Below are 23,983 nucleotides of genomic sequence, written 5' to 3' on the forward strand. Positions count from 1 at the left end.
CCAATGCCAACACACACCTACTACGGTGGTCTCAACCAAGTTGATTACAGCTAAAATATTTTAGCCTTTCAAAACATATCCCTATCTATTCATGGGGTTATTTTATTATATTCATAAACCAAAAACTAATAATAATCAACATGACCTTAATACTAAACAGCAGTTAAGTCAAGCAAATTTTGATTTTTAATTTAGATTTATTTTCCGCAAATTTGTTGCCCTTCAAGGGTGAAGTGGAGCATCTTTAATTCTTTCTTGTAACCAATTTTAAATGAGTTCAGAGGCCAAAGCAGTATGGGACGAGTGTTTGCGTGTCATTGAAGATCACGTAAATGACCAAAGTTTTTCCACCTGGTTTAAACCGATAAACCCGGTGAGATTGGACAGTTCAATACTTACCATTCAAGTACCTAGCCAATTTTTTTATGAATGGCTTGAGGACAACTATGTTCAAGTACTAAAACTAGCTATTAAGAATGTTCTTGGTCCAAATGGGAAACTTGAATATGCTGTAGTTGTAGATAGAGGCAATTCACAAAATCAGCCTTATGTAGTCAGCTATCCTCAAGGAAATATCAGCCCTAACAAAAAGAAAGCCGCTGAAAAACTGGAAAAAGAGCAGAGCAGAAGTCCTTTTGATATGAAGTCTTTGGACAGTAATGCGCTCTTACAATCCAACCTAAACCCAAATTACAGCTTCAACTCTTATATAGAAGGAGACTGTAATCGTTTGGCAAGGTCTGCTGGTTATGCTGTAGCTACCAAACCGGGAGTAACTTCCTTTAACCCCTTGATGATTTATGGTGGAGTGGGACTGGGAAAAACCCACTTGATTCAAGCCATTGGAAATGAAATAAAAAATGGCCCAGAAGAAAAGTTTGTCCTCTATGTATCCTCCGAAAAGTTTGTAAATCAATTCATGGATTCCATTAAAGATGGAAATATGAAAAGCTTTACTAATTTCTATATGCAGGTGGATGTGCTGATTATTGATGATATTCAATTTTTGGCAGGAAAGGACAGAACTCAAGAAATGTTCTTCCACATTTTCAATCACCTCCACCAAAACAAGAAGCAAATCATCATGACTTCCGACTGTCCTCCTAAGGACCTAAAAGGCTTGGAAGAAAGGTTGTTGTCCAGGTTTAAATGGGGGCTGACAGCAGATTTGCATATGCCTGATTTTGAAACCAGGGTAGCCATTATCAAAAGAAAAATGCAAACTGAGGGAATTTATATTCCTGATGATGTCATTGAATATTTGGCCTACACCGTAGACACCAATATTCGAGAACTTGAGGGAGTACTAATTTCATTGATCGCCCATGCTTCCCTAAATAGGGTAGAAATTGATCTTGGTTTGGCCAAGACCATCATGAAGAATATTGTAAAAGACATTGAAACAGAAGTGGGTATAGACTTTATCCAAAAAACTGTATCCGATTATTACGGAATAAAACTGGATGATTTAAAGGCCAAAACGCGGAAAAAGGAAATTGTAGTTGCAAGACAAGTGGCCATGTATTTCTCCAAGGAGTTTACCAATCATTCATTGAAATCCATAGGTTACCATTTTGGAGGAAGAGACCACAGTACTGTCATTCACGCTGTACAAACAGTCAACGACCTCATTGAGACGGACACGGCATTTAAGAATGCTATCAATGAACAAAGGAAAAAATTCAAAATGAGATCATACTAAAAAAAGGGGCGCTGCCCCTTTTTTTATTGCTTAACCACCCCATTCAAATTCGCTAAAGGTAGCCTCAGTTCTGTTTGTCCCATAGAGTAAGGAGCGATTTCATAAGTATTATAAAGCAAAACAAATTCCTCCCCTTCATAGCCCATGGCAGCTGGAAGGAAAAACGCTCCTTTCTCTAGGAAAAACCTGCCGTCTTCCTCAAGGCTTATCCCCTCTTTCACCTCATGATATTTTCGAAAAGCCTGTTCGGCCAGTTCCATCAATTTCTCTTCATCCAAAACAATATCTTCATTTTTTAGCAGGGACAGCGCTTCCACATCAAAATTCATGTATTGACTCACGTAATTGGGGTGAGCTCCTCCTGTATATGAACTGTTGAAAAATTTAATTGAAACCAAATCACTGCCCATCAATTCTACCATAGCTTCGGTTTCGGTAAACCAAGACTGACTGGACTCTGGAAAATCCTTTTTAAAAGAATTGTACTCCTCCAAAATATCATTTGCCATATCATCCAATGAAGGCAAGTCACTGTCTTTTTCGCCCCAGTCTAAATACATCTTCAATTGCTCAAGAACATGGATATTCAGCAATACCCTCAATGTATCCTCTCCTCCACTGAATATTGGATAATTCATTTTCACTTCCGCACAGGACGCTTCTCCGTCAAGACAGATTGATTTCTCAAATTCTTCAATTTCATATGATAATGGATCCACAGTCGCTTCCTGTTTTGAAGAATTACAGGCCAACAAAATAAACCCGCTTAACAGGAAAGGCCATTGAACAGTTTTTAATCTCATTTTTTCTAGTCTCTAACTATTTGGTTTAAAAAATCATTTACCAAATTTCTTGCCATAGATTGCGGTGAAAAATCCCCTTCTTTAATAGCAGGTAAAATATCTTGTATTTTGTTCTTAACATCCTTGTTTTGATAAAATCTAGCTTCTAATATTTGCTGCACATAGGCATAAAACCAATATTCTCGCTGATGAATTCGATTTTCATTGAAATAGCCAGAAGCCTTCATTTTTTGTTCAAAATCCCTTATCAGCTGCCATATTTCCTCCAATCCTCTCTTATTCTTGGAAGAACAAAGCAAGACTTTCGGTATCCATCCATCTCCCCTTACACCCAAAAGTTGACTGGCATTTTGCAAAGCAATTTTAGTTTCTTCAGCTTTGGACTCTAGACCTCCATCCACTTTTGTCATAACAATCGCATCTGCCATTTCCATGATTCCACGTTTGATTCCTTGTAACTCATCTCCAGAATCAGGTTGTACCAAAAGTAAAAAGAAATCTACCATTTCATTCACGATAAACTCGGACTGTCCCACCCCCACCGTTTCGACAAGCACCACATCATAACCTGCGGCCTCACAGAGCAAAATACTCTCCCTTGTCCTCATTCCAACACCACCTAAGCTTTGTGCATTTGGGGATGGCCTAATAAATACATTTTGGTCTTTTGAAAGTGACTCCATCCGGGTCTTATCACCTAAAATACTCCCCCTTGATTTTTGACTACTTGGATCTATGGTGAGCACAGCCAGCCGCTTCCCTTTCTTCACAAGCAATTGCCCAAAATACTCTATGAAAGTACTTTTCCCTACCCCTCCAGCACCTGTAACACCTATTCTAATAGAATTACCAGTGTATTTCATAACCCTATCTAGCAGTTGATCGCCCAGTAATTGATCCGACTCCAATTTACTTTCCAATAAGGTAATAGCCCTGCTTAGAATAAGCGTATCTTGTGCCAGCAGCCCTTGCTCATACGCTGATAAATTCAATCTGTTTCGATTGGAATTTGACATAAAAGTGTGCTTACTTTTTGAAACTTAAATTATTGAAACGGATACCTGATAAAACCTTCTTCCCCCATCGCCTTTTTCTCAAATTTTCCAAGGCAATCATCATTATATTTAAAATCAAAATAAGGTTCAGTACCTACCACTTTTTGGGGATATCCCTCTTTATCAGAAAAGAAATAAACTTTCGTATTACCATATTTAGTATGAGGCATCATCTTACCATACGTTTCCATCTCTTGCCATAAGGTGTCAGACACTGTAACTACATATACCCTTTTTATGGGACCAGTATTATTAGGGTTCCTATATTTACTGATCTCTTTAAAATCCATCTTTAAATCCTTTATACTTGGTTGCGTAAAAGTATCTGCCAGTATCCAGGTCAATAAGCCAAAAACTACAAGCAAGATCAAGTAAAACACTTTTTTAGTTTTCATTATAATCTAAGGTTCTTCTCTCTTAAAACATTAATTTAGGGGAAAAATTCGAATATGGGGTTTGAATATATCAAAGCACTGCATATAATCTTTATTGTCACATGGTTTGCAGGCTTATTTTACATCGTCAGACTATTTATTTATCAAGTTGAAACCCTTGAGAGGCCAACAGAAGAACAAAAATTTCTTAGACCTCAATTGGACTTAATGGCTAAAAGGCTTTGGCTAGGTATTACTTGGCCTTCTGCCATTTTAACCCTGATTTTTGGTTTTTGGACGCTTTATTACCGTTGGGGTTATTTAGAATTGGGCTTTATGCAGGCCAAACTTGGCTTCGTTTTTTTCCTATATGTTTATCATTTTATTTGCCATAGAATTTATAAAGACCTTCAAAAAGGAAACGCCAAGTGGACCTCTACGCAGCTAAGAATCTGGAATGAGGTAGCCACAATCATCCTCTTCGCTGTAGTCTTCTTAATCGTCATGAAAAGCCTAATAAACATGCTTTGGGGGATCATAGGATTGCTACTATTGAGCGCTTTGCTGATGCTGGGCATCAAGCTTTACAAAAGATCTCGTGAAAGGAACTAATCAATATTTTAAATTGTAGATTAACAAAAAAAATGTTCAGACACAATCTCACCATATTCACCTTACTTGCATCTATATTATTTATTTGGAACTGTACTTCGAAAACAGATAATAATGAGCAATTACCTTTTTTGGGACACAAGTACACGGAGGAAAAGAATGCCAATGGCAAAACAATTGCTGATACAGTTTATCATACCATTGCTCCTTTTTCATTTACCGACCAACAAGGCAATACCATCACCAATGAGGAAGTCAAAGGTAAAGTATATGTCGCTGATTTTTTCTTCACCTCGTGCCCGACCATTTGTCCTGTAATGAAATCCCAAATGCTTAGGGTCTATGAAAAATTCAAAGACAATCCCAACTTCAAAATTTTAAGCCACTCTATAGACCCCACTTATGACACTGTAGAAGTGCTAAAAGATTATGCCGAAAGATTAGGTATAGAGGATGCCCGCACTTGGCATTTTCTCACCGGAGATCAAGAAAGAATTTTTGAAATCGGCCAAACCAGCTATTTGGCAACAGCCATGGAAGACAAAAATGAACCTGGAGGTTTTTTACACAGTGGAGCTTTTATCTTAATTGACCAAGAAGGTCATATTAGAGGGGTATATGACGGCACCAAAGGGGATCAGGTCGATAAATTAATAAAGGATATTCCAAAAATTCTGAATAATAATGATAAAGGGGCTTAACCTATTCTTTACCGGATTTTTCTTATCTCTACTTATTGGGGGCTGTCAAGAAAACAAAAAAGACCATTTTTCACTAAATAGTATAAAAGACCTCAAAACCCGGCAATATGCCATAGAGGGGCAAGTATTATATGAAAATCACTGTGCCAACTGTCACCAATCAGATGGCTCCGGGCTGGGCAGATTGATCCCTCCCCTTAAAGATGCCGATTACCTAAAAGCTGATATCGGAAGGACAGTAAGACTGATCAAACATGGCATTAAAGGCAAAATTATTGTAAATGGAAAAGAATACAATAAAGAAATGCCTGCAAACCCTGCCTTGACTAACTTGGAAATTGCAGAAATCACCACATATATCTACACCGTCTTCACAGGGGAAGAAAAAATCATAGGAGTGAAGGAAGTTAAATCATTTTTAGAGGAGTAAATCTTACTCCTCTATTTTCTTGGCCGCCTCCAATGCCTTTTTGATATCTTCATTGACCTTCGAAACCTTCTCTTTTTGTTCATTTAAATAATTAATTGCCTCTTCTTCCTCCATTTCGCTTAAATCAGCTTTAAATTGTCTCATCCAAACAAACATTCCATCATAAGCTTTTTCTAAATGACTGGCTAATCCTCTTAGCTCTTCTACCTTATTGTTATTATTGACACTGTCTTCAAGATGATATTGTTCAGCCAAATCAATTAACCTTTTCTCTTCAGACTTAAGCTCTCCCATTTTTGGCATAACTTCATCATGAATCTTAATTACCTCATCCTTTAAAACTTCCTGCTCTGACGCTCCACCACAAGACACCATAATTGCCAAACAAATAATCACTAAAACTGCTCTTTTGGTCATTTTCATATCTAAAATCATTTTCCCCAAATTTCCCCAATTCAATCATGAGAATGAAATAAAACTACAATTAAATCATTCTTCATTCCAAGAGTACTGGTAAATTAAGATGTCAAATTTATAGTAATCCATTATCCAAAAAGCTATTTTTAGATTTTCATATACTTTTCTGTCTTAGACATGCTTCGTCCATGTTTACCAGAAAATACGGAACAGTTGAATCCCGTTATAAATATCAAGTACTTATTGTTTTAGCATTAGAAAATTATCCAATTAAATCATTACTATGAAACCATTTTGTTTTGCTGTAGATCAAATAATTAATAGTGAAAAGGCGAGTATGCACCCAATGGACATTGGCTTAATCCGTGGCTATGCTGTATTTGATTTTTTCAGAACTGTGAACTACAAACCCCTGTTTTTAAAAGACTATCTCAATAGATTTATCCGCTCAGCCGAAAAAACCCACCTCAACTTAAATCTAGATATCAAACAGTTAGAAGCTGTTATTCTTGACCTCATCAAAAAAAATGATCTAAAATCAGGCGGAATAAGAATGGTATTGTCAGGTGGAGTCTCGGATAATCATTTTTCTCCTGACAAAGGAAGTTTGTATATTTTCTGTGAGGAATTGTTATTGCCCTCCCAAGAAAAGTACAACAAAGGAGTAAACCTATTAACAGTAGATTATATCAGGCCTATCCCAGAAATTAAAACGACCAATTACGCGTTACCGGTTTACCTCAGCGCTGACTGGAAATCAAAAGGTGCAGAAGATGTGCTTTACCATTCCGATGGCATTATATCAGAAAGCTCTAGAAGCAATATTTTCATAGTGAAAAATGGAAAGCTCAGTACTCCAAAGGAAAATATTTTATTAGGGATCACTAGAAAAAGAATTCTTGAAATCGAACCCTCTATCCAAATACGGGACATTTCATTACAAGAGGTCTTGGACGCAGACGAAGTATTTATAAGTAGTACGACAAAAAGAATGCTTCCTGTCACTCAAATTGATGGTAAAAATATTGGCGCTGGAACTCCCGGTGACATCACTAAAAAGATCTATAAACAATTCTTGTCTTTAGAAGAAAAAAGCGCCCTTTAACAAAGCGCTTTTTTCTTTGTTTTTATAAAACTAATTCCGCATCTGTTAGGATATACATTAGTTTTTCGGGATCCTTTTTGTTCAGTTTTAAGGTCCCTTTAACCTTTACCCGCTTGGAGGTATATTCAATTGGTGTACTTAACATCACTTCCATCACGGTTTCAGGTCCCCCAGAACCACAGAAAAAACATTCTGCAATCGGTAAAGAGGACAATATAATATGCTCTGGCTTAAACATTCCTTCAAAAGGAATAATATAACCATCAGCAGCAACTTCTTTCCCTTCTAGGGATTTTATCTTATCACTGAAAACAGGCAAATACAACTCCCCATATTCATCATTACCTATTTCATAAGTAACCTCAGAAAGGTCCTTCCAAACACTTTTTTCTGATTGGGCATGACCAAGGCCTAAAAAGCCCAACATCAATACCACTAACAAACTCAACTTTAATCTCATTTTCTTATTCTTCTCTATTTAGTCAACTGTTTTGCTATATCTGTCTTATAAGCTCCCAAAGCAGGAATTAAGGAAGCAAAAACCCCAACGGTAATTGCGTAAACTAGGATCCAAACTTCTGCTTTAAGGAATATCCAAGCAGAAATATTGCTTAATGCACCTTGTTCCTGCCCCATAACCAAAAATGATAGAAAAAGGTGCCCCATGAGTATCCCGACTATCGCACCTAAGCTTGTCAAGATAATCCCTTCCAAAACGATATGAACAAACAATTGCCCTTTGGAAGCTCCTATAGTGCGCATTACAGCCAAATCGTACCTTCTTTCCTTTAGTGAATTATAAAGTGCAATAAAGATGCCTAAACCAGCTATAAAAATTATAACAAAAGCCAGCCCTTTAATAAGCTTTATCCCAACTCCCAAAAGTTCAAATAATCTTGAAATCTCAAAAGTTGGGGATGCCGCTTGCAAAGAGCTTCTACTATTGATAAACCTGGGCAGCTGCACTGCCGCCATAGGACTTCTATACTGAATCAGAAGGGTAGTGATCTGTCTATCTTCTTCTGTTTCTGGAAAGCCTCTCTTAGCTACCGCATTTTCCATTTTGTCATGATCATGCTCTCCTTCCTTGCCATGGGTAAACCAAACCGATTCCAAACTAGTTAGAATAAGTTTATCCACCACCTTCCCCGAAGGAGCAAGAACACCAGTCACCCTATAATCATGATGGTCATGCTCATGACTGCTACTTCCTATCCCATGGGAGCCCATAAAAGTATCTCCCACTTTAAGATTTAATTTCTCTGCCACGGCACTTCCCAGTACCACTTCAAAAGGCTTTTCCCAAGCTCCTCCTGAAGCAAAAGAAACTTCATAAAGATCCAAATAATCATGATTGGTACCTACAATTCTATATCCTCCATAATTATCCCCTAAGCTCAAAGGGATAGTTTTCTTTACCAATCTGTTTCGGGAAACTCCCTTAGCTTCTTTCAAATCTATATTGCCAGTAGGAAAATCAATATGGTATACGCTGGATAGGATGAGCTGCAAAGGACTTCCTTTTGCCCCAACTACCAAGTCGACGCCTTTGGCATCCCTGCTCATCTGATTTTCGAATTGATCTTGAATAAGAATCAAAACCGTAATAATAGCCAAACCCAATGCAAGTAACAAAATGTTCAGCCCCGTATTCATGGGCTTTGCGACCAGGTATTTCCAACTTAATCGAACCATGTTCATAACTGACCTCCCATGATTATTTGATTAGCAACATGCTCTTTTACCCGCTGGTCGTGTGTAACGATAATCAAAGCAGCCCCCATATTGTGCGCTTGCTCCTTTAGCATCTTGACTACAGTCTCAGCATTTTCATCATCCAAACTTGCGGTAGGTTCATCAGCCAATATAACCTTTGGATTGTTTACCAAAGCCCTCGCTATTGAAACCCTTTGTGCTTCTCCTTCACTTAAAGCATTCACTTTGGATTGCTTTTTCTTTGAAATACCAAGGTCGTGAAGGATTTTATCAATGCTTGATTGTTTCGCCTTTCCAGAAAAAAACTGCGCCAAAGCTAAATTTTCCTCCACAGTAAGTGGTGCTAGAATATGTGGTTTCTGAAAAACCATCCCAATATTAGCGCCTCGAAACTTATCCAATTTGGCTCCTTTTAATTGATAAATATCAGTTTGGTTTATTTTCACCGTTCCTTGTTGAGGTTTCAATAAGCCTCCAAGAATATTAAGTAAAGTTGTTTTACCACTTCCCGATTTCCCTATCACCAATAACTCATCATGTTCCCCCAGCTCAATATCCGGTATGTGAATTTGTTCAGTCTCCTTATAACTAAAGGAAATATCTCGAGCTAAAATCATATAACTTATCCAATAGGAATTTTTACATTAAATTTCGATCCCTTACCTGCTTCACTTTCAACCGATATTTCACCTTTTAAAACATCCACGCATTTTTTCACTATGGAAAGCCCCAATCCTGAACCTTCTGTAATACCTACATTCTTCGCCCTAAAAAACCTTTCGAATAATTGCGCCTGTTCCTTCTCGGGAATACCAATACCATCATCAATGATTTCTGCAGACATAATTCCATCCTCAACAGAAACGCTGAAATCTACATTGCCTTTCTCCTTGGAGTACTTCACGGCATTGGAAAGCAAATTTTCAAAAACCTGATAAAGCAATTCGGTATCTGACTTAACCGTCTTGGGCACATTATTAAATGAAGTCCTGATAGTAACTTCATTATCATTATTGGCTTTTACCACATCCAATACTTCATTGAAAAATGCTGCTGTAAAAAAACGGGAAGGTTTATAATCAATTTTATTTGCATCAGCTTTTCCAAAAAACAGCACTGATGTAAGTAAGCTGTTCAAACTTCTTACGGAATTCTCTATTTTCTTGGAATGCTTTACCAGCTTTTGCTTCAACGGATGCTCCTTCTCTGCATATATTTGTAACAACTGGGCCGAACTTAAAATAGAGGTCAAAGGCGTTTTGAAGCCATGGGATACATTTTGGACAATCCTGGACTTTAGCTCCCCTATCTCACGCTCCTTTTCAAGTGCCTTTTTAAGTTCCTTATTGGCCTCATTTAAGTCTGCTGTACGCTTCCGGACTTTTTCTTCAAGTTCATTATTGAGCTTCTGAAGCTCTTTTTCCTTCTTATCCTTGAAAATAGCCAATTCAATCATCATATTGAGCTCCCGGATATTAAAAGGCTTTATGACATAAGCACTTGGATTGGTACCAGCAATCTTGTGTAAGGTTTCTTCATCAGAACTTGCAGTGAGGTACACCACCGGAATATCATATTTCTCATTGATAATTTCCGTTGTTTTGATTCCGTCAAGCTCCCCCCCAAGATTGATATCCATCATCACCAAGCTCACATCGTTTTCTCCAAGTACATCTAAGGCTTCTTCACCGGTGGCAGCTATACCGATTATTTCATGGTGGTTCTTTTCCAGCGCCTTTTTTAGTAGAAGTGCTGAAACATTATCATCCTCTACTATTAAAATCTTAAGTGCTAGCATAGATTCTCGTTTGTTTCAAAAAGCAATTGAATAGGTCAATTTCCCACAATATTAACAATATAAATTAATTGATTGGCAATTTAACCCTAACTGTGGTACCTTCTTTCTTGACGCTTTCAATATCAATGGTTCCTCCGAGGATATCAACAAGACTTTTTGTAATGGACAAACCTAAACCTGTGCCCTCAAATTTCCTGTTATACCCTCCACTTTCCTGCTCAAAAGGCTTATAAATATTTTTTATAAATTCCTCACTCATTCCTATCCCCATATCTTTTACACACAGGCATAGGTGCTTATTTTCCCTTTTCACGTTTATTTGAATCAACCCCTCATTGGAATATTTTATGGCATTGCCCACAACATTGTTCACAATCATCTCAAAATAGCGCTTATCCACTTTTACCACCAAAGGCTTGGTCTCGAACTTTGCTGTGAGCAATAAGTTTTTCTTTATAGCAAGGGTTTTTAGCGGCAATAAAATTTTTGCGAGAAAATCATTTATATTGGTTTCCTCATAAACTACCACCATTTTATTTGCCTCAATCTTGGACATATCCAAAATACTATTAATCGTATTCAACAAACGCTCCCCACTTTGCATGATGATCTCCAGCTGCTCTACCAAAGCCTGATTATCTGAATTTTGGATGATTATATTTTCCGTACTTCCAAGAATTCCATTTAAAGGGGTCCTGATTTCATGGCTCATACTTGAAAGGAAATTAGTTTTTACACGATTGGCCTCTTCAGCCTTTTCTTTTGCCTCTTTTAATCCTTTCTCGTATATCTTTTTGTCAGTAACATCCCTAAAAACTATCAATATTACTTCCTGTTCCTCATTCTTAGGATTAACTCTTGTAACAAAGAGCTCAACGGACTTTAATCCATTGTGAAAAGGAATATCCACTTCAAAACTTCCACCCTCCCCATCTGTCCGTTTGAGAATACGGACAATTTCCCTCTTATTTTTATAAAAGTACCTTTTGTCTTTAAAAAGCTCTTTTACATGGAATATATTTTTGGCATCCTCCAATCTTATGCCTGCCATTGAAACAATGGAAGGATTCAAGGCCAATACAGTCCCATCAGTGTGCGTTAACACCAGACCATCCTGAGAACTCTCCCACACATTTCTAAACTGGTCTTCCGCCGTTTTGATCACTAAATTTTTCTCATCAATACTTTTCTTAAGCAATCCCTGTTCTTTGAATTGGTTTACGATCATATTCAAACCAAAGCCAATCATCAAAAAGAAAAACATCAAAAGACCAATAAACCAGAATTGCAAATAAACAGGCTTTACTACTGAAAAACTGTCAGAATAAGCTTGCTCAGACTCAAACTGACCACCTAAACTTGCTTTGAGAACCAGCTGATAATCCCCTGGAGGCAAATTATTAAACTGAATATCGTTGGTTCGCGGATTGATAGATGTTTGCCACTCATCGTGCAAGCCCAAGAGTTTGTAGCTTACCGTGAAATTATCCAATTCTAAAAAACTGATTGCACTATAATCTATGGAAACATTATTAAAGGCATAGGGGATTTTGTCAAGGCTAATATCTCCATCAGTTGCCCCCAAAACTTTGATATCCCCTACGGAAACCAAAGGGTTGGCCACATAATTTTCATCCTCCTGAGCCATAAATATGGATAGTCCATTTTGCGTGCCGATCATTACCTGACCATCATCCCCTGATATCAATGCCCCTCTGTTAATTTCATTCCCTGAGAGCCCATTTTGAGCATCAAAGAACCTGATATTTTCTCCATTCAGGAGTATCACTCCCTGATCAGTACCTACCCATAAATGTCCCCGCTCATCATTCAGTAAGGCATAAACAGGTCGCGTAATTTTCTGCCCCTTTACAGTATAATCTTTTACCTCCCCATCTCTAAGTACTTTTAAACCTTCAGGGGTACCTAGTATCATTTCTCCCTCAAAATAACTCCAATCATACCCTTTAAACATCAATAGCTTCTCACTTTCAATAACTTGTAGTTCTTCATAGACGGCGCCCAAAGTCATAAGAACAAATCGCCCCTCCTTGTCCATATTGATTTTGCGCAAACCTAAGGGAGCATTCCCTGTCAGTTCTTGAAAGAATGCATCGGTAATTTCATGCTTAAAAAGATCAGCACCTTTTGCATAAATATTCGATTTATATACTTTCCAACCTGCAACTATGTACAAATCCTCATCATTAATAAAAATATTCGCCACAATCCTGTCTCCTGGACTGCTATAAAAAACCGCTTCCCTTTTTTCAGGATCAAACCTTCCCACACCTCTTCCTGAAGAAGCTATCCAAACAATCCCTCTATCATCCTTATGAAAGCTTGTCACCCTATTTTTAGGTTCGCCAAGCTCTCCATCCCCTTTAGATTCATATATTAACTCATTATCCTTCCAATACTGAATGCCATTATTAAACCCATACAAGAACGCATTCTCCCCTAATTTCTCAATAGCAGAGACCTCTTGTTCCATAAAACCATCCAACAAACCAAAATTTTGAAACCTCAGGTTGGGAAGATTAACGATTCCTCTAAGTGTTCCTATCCAAATGATATTTTCCCGATCTACCAAAGCCGTATTGATATAATAAGCCTTCAATGCATCAAAAGAGGTGATTTCTAAAATGCCGTCATTTTTGGGATTATACTTGAATAGCTGTGAGGAATAGAAAAAATATACTTGGCCATTTTTCACCTGTAAACCAAAGCGTTTTTGAGGCGCATAATTAAATTTCGAAAAACCTTGATATATGATTTCTTGTGGTTCAAACGGACTATCACCCCTAGCCAAAAAATCCTTGCCCAAAAAATAATATTGGCCCTCATCCTTATTATAGGCCATTTGACTTATGGCACTAGGCAGCATTTCATAATTGAGCTGAATAAGGGAAAGGTCTCCATTTATAAAAGAATAGGCGGCATGTTTAAAATATAAAATAAACCGTCCCTCTTCATATTGATAGACTGACATCAACTCCCCTCTTGTTTCAGTTTCAAAAAAATAATATTCCCAGTCATCATCTGAGACATAAGTTACCCCTAGCAAATCCTCCTTATAAATAAAAAGTTGTTTATCTGCCTTGGCCCCTAATATTGTTAATTTTATATAATTGGCCCTGCTACCATTTCGAACTTCCGCGGGTAAGTCGTAATTATGCCATTCCTGCTGCTCGAAATAAAACACTTTTGGGATCCCTGCACGATTATAAACCCAAACAAGCCCATCTTCATCTACCTTCACACCTAAATCATTGCCAAGACTTTCTTTCACCTCTTCTGGCAACGAATAGGTATTTATCCCATCCGAATAAAAAACACCCCTATTGGTAGCAAACCATATCCTTCCTTCAAAATCCTGAGCAACCTCATATATATTTTCTGTGGGTAATTTCAGGTTCTTTATTTGCTTGTTAACCTGAAAGGATTGTGAAAATGCCATACCACAAACCAATGACATCAGCAGAATTAGGATCTTATTTTTCATCATAGCCAATAACTAAATTAGAAAAAGAATTCATTCGATTGAATTAAATTTAACATTGTTTCCTCATTTCTTTTTGTACTAGGCCTTAATCTTATATTTTTGTATTCGAACTTTAAAAATAGCATCACATGAGTGTTTTAGTAAATAAAGATTCTAAAGTAATCGTGCAAGGTTTTACTGGATCGGAAGGTTCATTCCATGCACAACAAATGATAGAGTATGGCACTAACCTAGTAGGCGGTGTCACCCCAGGCAAAGGCGGAAACACACACTTAGGTAAACCAGTATTCAATTCAGTAGCTGAGGCCGTAGAAAAGACTGGTGCAGATACATCCATTATTTTTGTCCCACCTGCTTTTGCTGCAGACGCTATCATGGAAGCAGCTGATGCTGGTATTAAAGTAATCATTGCCATTACTGAGGGGATACCTGTTAAAGATATGATGGTTGCTAAACCATATATCAAGGAAAGAGGAGCAACTTTGATTGGTCCTAACTGTCCAGGTGTGATCACTCCAGGAGAAGCAAAGGTAGGCATCATGCCTGGTTTTGTTTTCAAACAAGGCCGTATCGGCATCGTATCAAAATCAGGAACCCTTACCTATGAGGCTGCAGATCAAATCGCCAAGGCAGGTTTAGGTGTCTCTACAGCTATTGGTATCGGTGGTGATCCTATCATTGGGACTTCTACTAAAGATGCTGTAAAATTATTAATGGAAGATTCTGAAACAGACGCTATCGTAATGATCGGAGAAATCGGAGGGAACTATGAAGCTGAAGCAGCGAAATGGATCAAGGCTGATGGAAATAAAAAACCAGTTGTAGGATTTATCGCTGGCCAAACAGCACCTCCAGGTAGAAGAATGGGACATGCCGGTGCAATTATCGGTGGTGCCGATGATACTGCTGCTGCCAAAATGAGAATCATGAGAGAAAACGGTATTAATGTAGCCGAATCTCCTGCTGAAATTGGCGAAGTAATGGCCAAAGCATTAAATGTAAAGGCATAACACATAATAACAATAATTAAAAAAGGCGCTAAAGTTTAAAACTTTGCGCCTTTTTTAATTATCAATACTCAATATCTCTAATCCAACCTGTAATACTAATCCTAGTCTTATTTGTGGTCAAAACTTCATGAGGGATCTCTCCACTCATAAAAACCACCAACTTACCTCCTTCTGGATAAACATCCATAATTTCTTCATTTCCACCCTCACTCGGAAGGTACATTCTCAAAGCCCCACCATCTTCATTAGACCATGAATCATTCAAATATAATATTACTGTAACAACCCTATATTTTACATTTTGAAACTGATCCAAATGCCTTAGATAAAAAGAACCTGGAGGGTACATTGAAAAATGAGCCTCAAATGAACGAAGTCCTAAAAAGCACCTTTGGTTAATCTCCCGTCGCAATGTTTCTATCTTATCCCAATAAACCTCTTGTAATTTGGTTAAGTTTAATGGGTCCAACCAAAAGACTTTATCACTCCTAATTTCAGGCTGAATCCTAAAAGCATCTCCCTTACCTATTCCTGCATGCCTAAACTGGCCATGCAACAAAATTTCCTGCTGTTCATGCAACAATTCTTTTCTGAATTCGTCAGAAATAAAATCTTCAGCTATATACCAGCCTTTATCATAAAGACCATTTACAATGGTCTCAAACAGGTTTTCCATACTTGATGTTTTTTGCCAGCAAAAATACATCAATAATTTTCCAGAAATGCATAATTTTGTACTGAAATAATTCATAAATAATTACTCAAATAAAACATTCATCAAGAGTAGCTAAAATGTCCCTAAAAACAGACGATATAAAAAGACTTGAAATAGATTTTAATTCAGGAGTAGTTCCCCCACCCTTCAGCCACGTATTTAAAATAAAGCTTGGCTTTGAAAAAGACTTTATTAATACCCAATTCAATATCCTTTATACGGACCGTGAAGAACTTTCGGAAGAGGAAATCATTGCCGAAGGATTTAACATAGATGATGATTTTGATTTCATTGGTGAAGTAGCCCCCATTTGGGAACAACCATTCAAAGAATTATACGCCAACAGCAAATGGTCTAATAAAAAAGACCTAGATGACAACGGCGGTATCAAAATATTTGCAAAAGATATCCATGGCAAAATAGCCCGAAGCATTCCTTCTAACCAAGATGAATGGCATATGCTTTCACAGGAATATATTCAGGCCATTTTTGAAATCACGAAAAAAGAAGCCCCCCTAACTATCCGATATAGAAAGGTCACCAAAGAAAACACCCTCGATTACACACTTACCGTTAAATTTTCAGTAAGAAAAGTAATCGTTGAAATAAATAATGAATTAAAGGAAATGGATTGGGAAGAAAGCAGAGAATTGCTCTCCAACATATATCTTCCAGACTATGATTATGAAATAGCCTCAGAGTCAACCCCTAAGAAAAGAGGCGAATATATAGATTGTGGAGATGGACTTTGGCACAAATTTGGCAAAGGTGTAAGTAACCTTGACGATTCATTTGATGCAATATCATTGATCCAAAAAGGCTTTGAAAATTTAAACCAACTTTAATATTATTATGAAAACTTTTAAATCATTACTAGGCATTATTTTGAGTTCTGCCATACTATTCAGTTGTGCAGATTGGAGCAATACTGGTAAAGGGGCTGCCATTGGTGGTGGCGCAGGTGGAGCTCTTGGTGGACTAATTGGTTCGAAAAAAGGCAATACCGCAGCAGGAGCTGTAATCGGCGCTGCTGTAGGTGGAGCAGCAGGGGCAGCTATTGGCAAATATATGGACAAGCAAGCCGAGGAAATGGAAGCAATTGAGGATGCTGAAGTGGAAAGAGTAGGAGAAGGAATACAAGTGACATTTGATTCTGGAATCCTATTTGGATTTGACTCCTACCAGCTAACTCCTAGCGCACAAGAAAATGTTATGAAACTGGCTAAAATCTTAAATGACTATCCCGATACCAATATCATGATTAATGGCCATACCGACAGTAAGGGCAGTGATCAGTATAATCAAGAACTTTCTGAAAAAAGAGCAAATTCTGTCGCTAATTATCTAAAAATGCAGGGTATCACTAACTTCAGATTAACCACAGTAGGTCACGGTGAAACTATGCCAGTAGCAACCAATGATACTGATTCAGGTAGAGCACAAAACAGAAGAGTAGAAGTGGCCATTACAGCCACGGATGAATTGGTTGAAAAGGCTGAAAATGGACAGCTCGATCAAATTTAATCTCTCCAAAAGCAATTTATTATTCTAAAATAAATAAGGCGGCTAATGTTAGCCGCCTTTCTTTTTATCGTCCTACCCTAGATTGCATCTCAGGAATAATACCTTCATATTTTCTTAGGATCCTATCCCACTCCCTGAATACTTCATCAGTTTTTACTGAGGCGCCATTTGCGTTGGTATATTCACTTACCAATTTGACCTTATATTCCAAAGGACTGGTATTACCCAATTTTACAATACATCTCGACCTAACCATAGAACCATTGAAATTCTGAGCTACCCAAGCAGTCCGTAAATACCCTGTTTCCCTATCCGTGGTTTCAATTACATCAAAATAGGAAGTAATTATTCTTGACAACAACTTCCATGTTTCCAGCTCATCGCCACCTGGTTTTAGACTGATATCCACATTAGCAATGTCAGAGCTAGAAGATGCGGTATAAGCCTCATCTACTGACATCCTAATATATTCACTCTTTTCCGGTTTAGGTTGGTTCTTTTGATCACAAAAGGATCTTTCCTCGATTACAAACCCCACCTTTTCAACCCTTACATTTACACAAGTTCCTTTCTCGATTTTCAATTCAATACTTCCTGCTCCTGCAAGTTGCCCATCTATATAAATATTGGCATCTTGCTCGGAAGCCGAAATTTTAACTTTCTTGTCAAAGGCATGAGAGGTAGCCATTGACAATACAAACAATGAAAGAATGGTAAATAATTTTTTCATGAGAACTACAATCTTTTAATTAACTAAAAACATAAACTACAAAAATCAAATCTCTGGATCGATCGCATAGTTTAAAACCAACAACAATACTACGTAAACAAACAGTAGTGAACAATACTCAAAAAGTGGTATTTTTCAACAAATTACTTTGAAATTAAACCCAAACATTAACTATCATAAAAAGTAATCTGTTTATCCGCTATGATGCCAGTAACCTGAAACCCTTTGATGAAGTGGTCGGCAGACAGAAGATTGAAGACCTAAGCATGACGCATGTGTTGTATTAGTTTAAACAATCGTTTAAAACCTCATTTAATCTTAACTGGTACGTCTACGGATATTCACAAAAAGTAATTAATACATAAAAAAGAAAAATCAGAACGAACATTGTCGCTAAAAGCATAAAAAAAACGGTAGTTCAATTAAAAGTGGAACCTTTAATTGAACTACCGTGCATTAATTCTATTCGGATCTGTATTTCTTACTTAGCGTAATTTACAGCCCTCATCTCTCTAATTACAGTAACCTTGATTTGTCCTGGATACTGCATTTCTTTTTCAATCTTTTGAGAGATATCAAATGAAAGCTTACCCGCTGTATTATCATCGACATTTTCCGCATCCACCATCACTCTCAACTCACGGCCGGCTTGCATGGCAAAACATTTATTGACACCATCAAAACTCAATGCTAAATCTTCAAGGTCTTTGAGACGCTTGATATAGCTGTCCATGATTTCCCTCCTAGCACCTGGCCTAGAACCCGAAATAGCATCAGAGGCCTGGATGATTGGGGAGATCATTGATGTCATCTCAATCTCATCATGGTGAGCTCCGATGGCATTACAAACTTCAGGATGCTCTTTGTATTTTTTGGCCAACTCCATACCCAAAATAGCATGAGGTAATTCAGCCTCTTCAGGATATACTTTTCCGATATCATGAAGCAAACCTGCTCTCTTGGCCAACTTAGCATTAAGCCCCATCTCAGCGGCCATGGTAGCACAAAGCTTCGCCACTTCCCTAGAGTGTTGTAATAAGTTCTGACCATATGAAGAACGGAACCTCATTCTTCCAACCATCCTGATTAATTCAGGATGCAAACCGTGAACGCCCAAATCGATACAAGTTCTTTCGCCGATTTCTACGATCTCTTCTTCAATATTTTTCTCCGTCTTAGCAACTACCTCTTCTATTCGAGCTGGGTGAATCCTCCCATCCTGCACCAACCTGTGCAGGGATAATCTTGCTATTTCTCTCCTTACTGGATCAAATCCAGAAATAATAATTGCTTCCGGAGTATCATCTACCACAATCTCTACTCCTGTAGCTGATTCCAGTGCACGGATATTACGTCCTTCCCTACCGATAATCTTACCCTTAATATCATCACTTTCTATATTAAAGATCGACACACAGTTTTCTATAGCATGTTCTGTTGCAGTTCGCTGAATAGTATCAAGAACAATCTTTTTAGCTTGTTTGGTGGCACTCAATTTGGCCTGATCCAAAATATCCTTGATATGCGAAGACGCCTTGGTATGAGCTTCATCTTTCAACATAACCACCAATTGATCCCTAGCTTCTTCCTTGGTTAATAAAGCTACTTTCTCAAGGTCGGCGATTCGTTGGTTGGTTACCCTATCCAGCTCTTCCTTCTTAACTTGTACAGAATGTAGCTGGGCATTAAGGTTTTCCTTCTTACTATCAAGCTCAGCTTCTTTACGCTTGATCTGCTCCATTTCCTTAGAAAGGATCTGCTCTCTTTGCTTCAGTTTACCCTCATTGGTAATAAGGATATTCTTCTTCTTATTTACTTCATCCTCAAATTCAGATTTCAGCTTAAGGTACTTCTCCTTAGCCTCCAGTATCTTATCCTTTTTAATGGATTCAGCAGTTAATTCTGCTTCTCTAACAAGGCTCTTTGCCTTATCCTGGGCTTCTTCTTCTAGCTTTTGGTTGTTTTTCTTCAAAAAGATTCCAACCAAAGTTGCTCCTAGAATAAGGCCTACTATGCCTGCTACGATAATGTATAGTGATTCTCCCATAGGTTTTTTAGGTTAATAAAAGACCTACCGGCATGGATAACTCATCCAGAAAAGTGGGTGAATAATAATTATAAGATTGATTTCAATTGGTTATTGATATTCAACAAGGTCTCTGAAATTTGGTCGCTGTCTTCTGAACTTACCTCATTCGCTTCCATGGCCTCAACCATGCAGTCAAAAGCTACCATAGCCAACAGGTCCTGCCTATCATCCAATCCAAATTCTTCTCTATATCTCTTTAATTTATCATTAATCAATTTACCAGCCCGTCTGATTTTCGCCTCATCCTCTGCTTTCACCTTCATAGGGTATTCCCTATCGCCTATTTTTATTCTGATAGAAAGCGTATCCATATTATTCAGACAGGTAAGTAATTATCTTATCGATTTCCTTAATATAATTATTGATTCTATTTCTCAATTCTGCAGAAGCTATATTTTCTACCGGTATGTTGTTTACAATTTTACTAATTTTAATTTGATTTTTAAAATGGTCCAAGGCAGCCTCCTTCTCGTCAACTTCCGCTTTCAATCCTCCCAGTTCATCTTTTAATGACTGGTTTTCTTGCTCAAGCTGTTCGATTTTTCTCATGACCTTATTGGTCAATTGACGTAAATTCTGGAGTTCTTCGTGGATCATTTTATCATTTTCTAATCAATGCTCCAATCTCTTTTTCAAAAGACTTCATCAGCCTGTTCATCGACTGGTCAATGATCTTATCTGTCAAAGTTTTGGTATTATCCTGAAGATAAAAACTTAAAGCATAAGCTTTCTTTCCTGCGTCTATTTTATCCCCTTGGTACACATCAAACACCCCGATATGCTTAAGCAATTTTCCACCTGACTTTTCCGCAACCTTTCTCACCGCATCAAAAGAAATCTCCTTATCAATCACCAAAGAAAGATCCCTTCTAACTTCAGGAAACTTGGATATCTCGCTATACTTTTTTAAGCCTGCAGCCTTCTTTACCAAAATATCCCATCTCAGTTCAGCATACAGCACATCCTGCTTTACATCTGACAATTTGGTGATTTTTGACGATAGAAGCCCCACTTTTCCAATTTCTTTTTGCCCCAAGCTTAGTTTGAGCGCATAATCAAAAGGTGCCTCATGGATTATCTCCACATCTGGCATTCTCACGTTCAACTTATCCAGCAACCTCTCTACCACAGTATAAAGATCAGGAAAGCTTACAGGTTTTGAAGGTTCCAACCAACTTTCCGCAGCTTTGTCCCCTGTTAAAAATAATGAAAGATGCTTCTCTTCTCTATAACCTTCCTCTTCTTTATAATAAGTAGCCCCAAACTCAAAGAGTTTAAGGTCCTTTTGCCTTCTGTTAATATTATGAGCCAATACCTCCAAACCAGTAAATAGTAAGGTTTGCCTCATCACACCAAGGTCTTCACTAAGTTTATTGTAAATTTCTACATTTTCCTCAGTTTTCAGGAATCCGGACTTATCAGCATAAACGGGCTTAGTCAGTGAATTGGTCATGATCTCATGGAAGCCCATACCTGAAAGCAACTCAGAAGTCCTGTATTGCAGTTTATTGGAGTCCTTAGCAGGATGTTCCGCTAAGAATCCAGCCTGATAGGTATCAGACAACAACACATTCTCAAAACCATAAATCCTAAGCACTTCCTCAATAATATCCGCTTCCCTGGTCACATCCACCCTGTAGGGCTTTACAATGGCTTTAAAAGCTTCATCAGTTTTGTTAGTAACCTTGATTTCCAGACTTTCCAAGATCTCATCTACCAATTCTTTTGGAATATGCTTTCCAATCAATCGATCTATATGGGCATACTTTACATCAATCTCAAAATCAGCAATTGGCTCCGGATACAAATCCACAATTTCAGAGCTCACTTCTCCACCTGCAATTTCCTTAATCAAAATAGCTGCTCTCTTCAAAGCAAATACAGGCATATTGGGATCAGTTCCTCTTTCAAAACGAAAAGAAGCATCGGTTTTTAATCCATGAACCTGACTTCCCTTCCTGACTACATCAGGAGAGAAATAGGCACTTTCCAGAAAAATTGAAGTAGTTTCCTCTGTGACACCTGACCCCTGACCTCCGAAAATACCAGCCATGCAAAGTCCATGATTTTCATCACAGATCATCAATTCCTCGCCAGTCAGCTTCCTTTCTTTTTCGTCAAGCGTAACAAAAGCAGTATCCTTAGGAAGTTTTTTAACAATGATTTTGTCATTGGCAACTTGGTTCAGATCAAATGCATGTAAAGGCTGTCCCAAATCATGCAAAATGAAATTGGTAATATCTACTACATTGTTAATAGGCTCCAAACCCAATGCTTTGAGATAATTCTGAAGCCACTCAGGAGATGGCCCCACCTTAATATTGGATATGGTCAAACCAGCATATCGTGGACAGTCTTTGGCATCCTCCACCTCAACAGAAACTGGGCGGGAAGTATTATCTACTTTAAAACCTTCCACAGAAGGAAGAATCAGGTCCTTTTTCAACAAAGCTTTAAGATCCCTTGCCACACCAATATGAGAAGCAGCATCTGCCCTGTTTGGCGTTAATCCTATTTCCAGCACATCGGTACTATCGATATTAAAATATTCACTTGCAGGTGTACCGTTTGGCAAATCAGTATCTAAAACCATGATACCATCATGACTCTTCCCCAAACCCAATTCATCCTCGGCACAAATCATTCCTTGAGATACTTCTCCTCGGATTTTTGCTTTTTTGATGGTAAACGCTTCTCCACCTTCAGGATAAAGTTCTGCTCCCACAGTAGCTACGACTACTTTTTGTCCTTGAGCTACATTAGGTGCTCCACAAACGATAGGAACCACTTCGCTACCAACGTCCACAGTGGTAACACTTAGTCGATCTGCATTGGCATGTGGCACACAGGTCAACACTTCACCAATAACTATCCCCTTTAGGCCTCCAGGAATGGACTCAAAAGTCTCCACTCCCTCCACTTCCAGGCCGGATTGGGTAAGTAGTTCCGAAATTTTTTCGGTAGGTTCATCAAAGGGTATAAAATCTTTTAATCTATTTATAGCAACTTTCATGTATTCAATCTGATTTTCTCGAATTAAGGAGCAAATTTAAGATAATTGCCAATGGCAAAAAGCTTATTCTATGTAATTTTTCTCCCCTGCATTAATTGGAATCTGTAAAATATTTTCTTTGGGAGGAATAGGGCAGGCAAAATCAGGGTTATAAGCACAATAAGGGTTATAAGCCAAGTTAAAATCAATGGTGATTGAATTCATTCCATCCTGCCTCAAATTCAAATATCTCCCACCACCATAAGTGGATTCCCCGCTGGTCGCATCAGCAAAAGTCAGAAAAAAGTTCTTACCATCTATCTCATCCTTAGACTGAAGTAGTAGCAATCGATGAGTACTCCCTTCCAATTCAAATTCAGCAATGGAATGTTTGGTATATAACTCTTGAGAACCATCAGACATGGCAATCTCCAAAGTTTGTTTATTTTGCAGAGGGATCAACCTTGCCCGAACTTTAAACATTTCATCAATAGGAAAACAATTCAAGGAATCAAGCTTTGATTTCTGCTCATTGCTGAGGGGTGACTCTTCGTTAAATTTCAAAAACTTAAACTGCCTTTCTCGTTCTTGACTGATTTTTTCTTGATAGATCCTTTCACTATCTCCCCCTGCAAACATATAAACTACTGTAGCTAAAGCCACTAAGCCTACAAGTGCCAGGAACAACTGTTTTTGTTTCATTTT

General features: G+C 38.0%; 24 protein-coding genes. 8 read left to right on the top strand and 16 right to left on the bottom strand.

Annotated features, from left to right (window positions below):
• Positions 1–271 precede the first annotated feature (271 nt).
• Entirely contained in the window at positions 272–1,702 is a 1,431-nt protein-coding gene (gene dnaA / locus H7U17_RS18940; RefSeq protein WP_186758422.1) for a chromosomal replication initiator protein DnaA, read from the top strand.
• Between the two features lie 23 nt (positions 1,703–1,725).
• On the opposite strand, the gene H7U17_RS18945 is transcribed toward dnaA, so the two are convergent.
• From H7U17_RS18945 to H7U17_RS18955, 3 genes are read right to left on the bottom strand one after another with little or no spacing between them, the layout of a single operon-like run.
• Positions 1,726–2,505 (bottom strand): DUF3298 and DUF4163 domain-containing protein, encoded by a 780-nt coding sequence (locus H7U17_RS18945; RefSeq protein WP_186758423.1) that lies wholly within the window; start codon positions 2,503–2,505, stop codon positions 1,726–1,728.
• Between the two features lie 5 nt (positions 2,506–2,510).
• Entirely contained in the window at positions 2,511–3,521 is a 1,011-nt protein-coding gene (meaB, locus tag H7U17_RS18950) for a methylmalonyl Co-A mutase-associated GTPase MeaB (protein WP_186758424.1), read from the bottom strand.
• A 29-nt stretch (positions 3,522–3,550) separates the two neighbouring features.
• The gene (locus tag H7U17_RS18955) at positions 3,551–3,955 is read right to left on the bottom strand and encodes a hypothetical protein (protein WP_186758425.1); all 405 of its coding nucleotides are present in this window, start codon (positions 3,953–3,955) and stop codon (positions 3,551–3,553) included.
• Positions 3,956–4,009: 54 nt separating this feature from the next.
• Between H7U17_RS18955 and H7U17_RS18960 the strand changes: the two genes are divergently transcribed.
• The 3 genes from H7U17_RS18960 to H7U17_RS18970 are packed head-to-tail and all read left to right on the top strand — an operon-like array spanning position 4,010 to position 5,677.
• Complete coding sequence (locus H7U17_RS18960; RefSeq protein WP_186758426.1) at positions 4,010–4,546, top strand: CopD family protein; 537 nt, start codon at positions 4,010–4,012, stop codon at positions 4,544–4,546.
• 32 nt (positions 4,547–4,578) lie between these two features.
• On the top strand, positions 4,579–5,247 hold the full coding sequence (locus tag H7U17_RS18965) for an SCO family protein (RefSeq protein ID WP_186758427.1): 669 nt from the start codon (positions 4,579–4,581) through the stop codon (positions 5,245–5,247).
• A complete protein-coding gene (locus H7U17_RS18970; RefSeq protein WP_186758428.1) occupies positions 5,231–5,677 on the top strand; it encodes a c-type cytochrome in 447 nt (148 codons plus the stop codon). Before H7U17_RS18965 ends, H7U17_RS18970 begins: the two co-directional genes overlap by 17 nt.
• A 3-nt stretch (positions 5,678–5,680) precedes the next feature.
• On the opposite strand, the gene H7U17_RS18975 is transcribed toward H7U17_RS18970, so the two are convergent.
• Positions 5,681–6,100, bottom strand: coding sequence for a hypothetical protein (locus H7U17_RS18975; RefSeq protein WP_230981496.1), 420 nt, complete (start codon positions 6,098–6,100; stop codon positions 5,681–5,683).
• Positions 6,101–6,377: 277 nt separating this feature from the next.
• Here H7U17_RS18975 and H7U17_RS18980 point away from each other — a divergent pair, with 277 nt between their 5' ends.
• Positions 6,378–7,199 (top strand): aminotransferase class IV, encoded by an 822-nt coding sequence (locus tag H7U17_RS18980; protein ID WP_186758429.1) that lies wholly within the window; start codon positions 6,378–6,380, stop codon positions 7,197–7,199.
• A gap of 22 nt (positions 7,200–7,221) precedes the next feature.
• Here H7U17_RS18980 and H7U17_RS18985 read toward each other — a convergent pair whose 3' ends face one another.
• The 5 genes from H7U17_RS18985 to H7U17_RS19005 all read right to left on the bottom strand — a co-directional run bounded on the left by H7U17_RS18985 (position 7,222) and on the right by H7U17_RS19005 (position 14,221).
• Positions 7,222–7,659, bottom strand: coding sequence for a hypothetical protein (locus H7U17_RS18985; protein ID WP_186758430.1), 438 nt, complete (start codon positions 7,657–7,659; stop codon positions 7,222–7,224).
• A 14-nt stretch (positions 7,660–7,673) separates the two neighbouring features.
• Positions 7,674–8,900 (bottom strand): ABC transporter permease, encoded by a 1,227-nt coding sequence (locus H7U17_RS18990; protein WP_186758431.1) that lies wholly within the window; start codon positions 8,898–8,900, stop codon positions 7,674–7,676.
• On the bottom strand, positions 8,897–9,532 hold the full coding sequence (locus H7U17_RS18995; protein WP_186758432.1) for an ABC transporter ATP-binding protein: 636 nt from the start codon (positions 9,530–9,532) through the stop codon (positions 8,897–8,899). The genes H7U17_RS18990 and H7U17_RS18995 overlap by 4 nt, the downstream gene beginning before the upstream one ends.
• A 5-nt stretch (positions 9,533–9,537) precedes the next feature.
• A complete protein-coding gene (locus H7U17_RS19000; RefSeq protein WP_186758433.1) occupies positions 9,538–10,713 on the bottom strand; it encodes a hybrid sensor histidine kinase/response regulator in 1,176 nt (391 codons plus the stop codon).
• 64 nt (positions 10,714–10,777) lie between these two features.
• Positions 10,778–14,221 carry a sensor histidine kinase gene (locus H7U17_RS19005; protein WP_186758434.1) on the bottom strand — a complete coding sequence of 1,148 codons (3,444 nt, stop codon included), beginning with the start codon at positions 14,219–14,221 and terminating at the stop codon, positions 10,778–10,780.
• Positions 14,222–14,346: 125 nt separating this feature from the next.
• Between H7U17_RS19005 and sucD the strand changes: the two genes are divergently transcribed.
• Positions 14,347–15,228, top strand: a complete 882-nt coding sequence (gene sucD, locus H7U17_RS19010; protein WP_186758435.1) for a succinate--CoA ligase subunit alpha — start codon at positions 14,347–14,349, stop codon at positions 15,226–15,228.
• Positions 15,229–15,289: 61 nt separating this feature from the next.
• Here sucD and H7U17_RS19015 read toward each other — a convergent pair whose 3' ends face one another.
• A complete protein-coding gene (locus tag H7U17_RS19015) occupies positions 15,290–15,904 on the bottom strand; it encodes a 2OG-Fe(II) oxygenase (RefSeq protein ID WP_186758436.1) in 615 nt (204 codons plus the stop codon).
• Positions 15,905–16,020: 116 nt separating this feature from the next.
• On the opposite strand from H7U17_RS19015, the gene H7U17_RS19020 reads away from it, so the two are divergent.
• Both H7U17_RS19020 and H7U17_RS19025 read left to right on the top strand, forming a co-directional pair.
• The gene (locus H7U17_RS19020; protein WP_186758437.1) at positions 16,021–16,788 is read left to right on the top strand and encodes a hypothetical protein; all 768 of its coding nucleotides are present in this window, start codon (positions 16,021–16,023) and stop codon (positions 16,786–16,788) included.
• 7 nt (positions 16,789–16,795) lie between these two features.
• Positions 16,796–17,467 (top strand): OmpA family protein, encoded by a 672-nt coding sequence (locus H7U17_RS19025; protein ID WP_186758438.1) that lies wholly within the window; start codon positions 16,796–16,798, stop codon positions 17,465–17,467.
• A 64-nt stretch (positions 17,468–17,531) separates the two neighbouring features.
• Here the strand turns inward: H7U17_RS19025 and H7U17_RS19030 are convergent, their stop codons facing one another.
• The 6 genes from H7U17_RS19030 to H7U17_RS19055 all read right to left on the bottom strand — a co-directional run bounded on the left by H7U17_RS19030 (position 17,532) and on the right by H7U17_RS19055 (position 23,980).
• Positions 17,532–18,197 carry a hypothetical protein gene (locus H7U17_RS19030; RefSeq protein ID WP_186758439.1) on the bottom strand — a complete coding sequence of 222 codons (666 nt, stop codon included), beginning with the start codon at positions 18,195–18,197 and terminating at the stop codon, positions 17,532–17,534.
• A 481-nt stretch (positions 18,198–18,678) separates the two neighbouring features.
• A complete protein-coding gene (rny, locus tag H7U17_RS19035) occupies positions 18,679–20,244 on the bottom strand; it encodes a ribonuclease Y (protein WP_186758440.1) in 1,566 nt (521 codons plus the stop codon).
• 68 nt (positions 20,245–20,312) lie between these two features.
• Positions 20,313–20,597: a cell division protein ZapA gene (locus H7U17_RS19040; RefSeq protein ID WP_186758441.1), complete on the bottom strand. Its 285-nt coding sequence runs from the start codon at positions 20,595–20,597 to the stop codon at positions 20,313–20,315.
• A gap of 1 nt (position 20,598) precedes the next feature.
• On the bottom strand, positions 20,599–20,883 hold the full coding sequence (locus H7U17_RS19045; RefSeq protein WP_186758442.1) for a hypothetical protein: 285 nt from the start codon (positions 20,881–20,883) through the stop codon (positions 20,599–20,601).
• Positions 20,884–20,887: 4 nt separating this feature from the next.
• Complete coding sequence (gene pheT / locus H7U17_RS19050; RefSeq protein WP_186758443.1) at positions 20,888–23,299, bottom strand: phenylalanine--tRNA ligase subunit beta; 2,412 nt, start codon at positions 23,297–23,299, stop codon at positions 20,888–20,890.
• Between the two features lie 63 nt (positions 23,300–23,362).
• Positions 23,363–23,980 carry a DUF1684 domain-containing protein gene (locus tag H7U17_RS19055; protein WP_186758444.1) on the bottom strand — a complete coding sequence of 206 codons (618 nt, stop codon included), beginning with the start codon at positions 23,978–23,980 and terminating at the stop codon, positions 23,363–23,365.
• Positions 23,981–23,983: the final 3 nt, after the last annotated feature.

Origin of the sequence: Echinicola salinicaeni (assembly GCF_014280965.1) — a bacterium.
In the GTDB taxonomy this organism is placed as follows: domain Bacteria; phylum Bacteroidota; class Bacteroidia; order Cytophagales; family Cyclobacteriaceae; genus Echinicola; species Echinicola salinicaeni.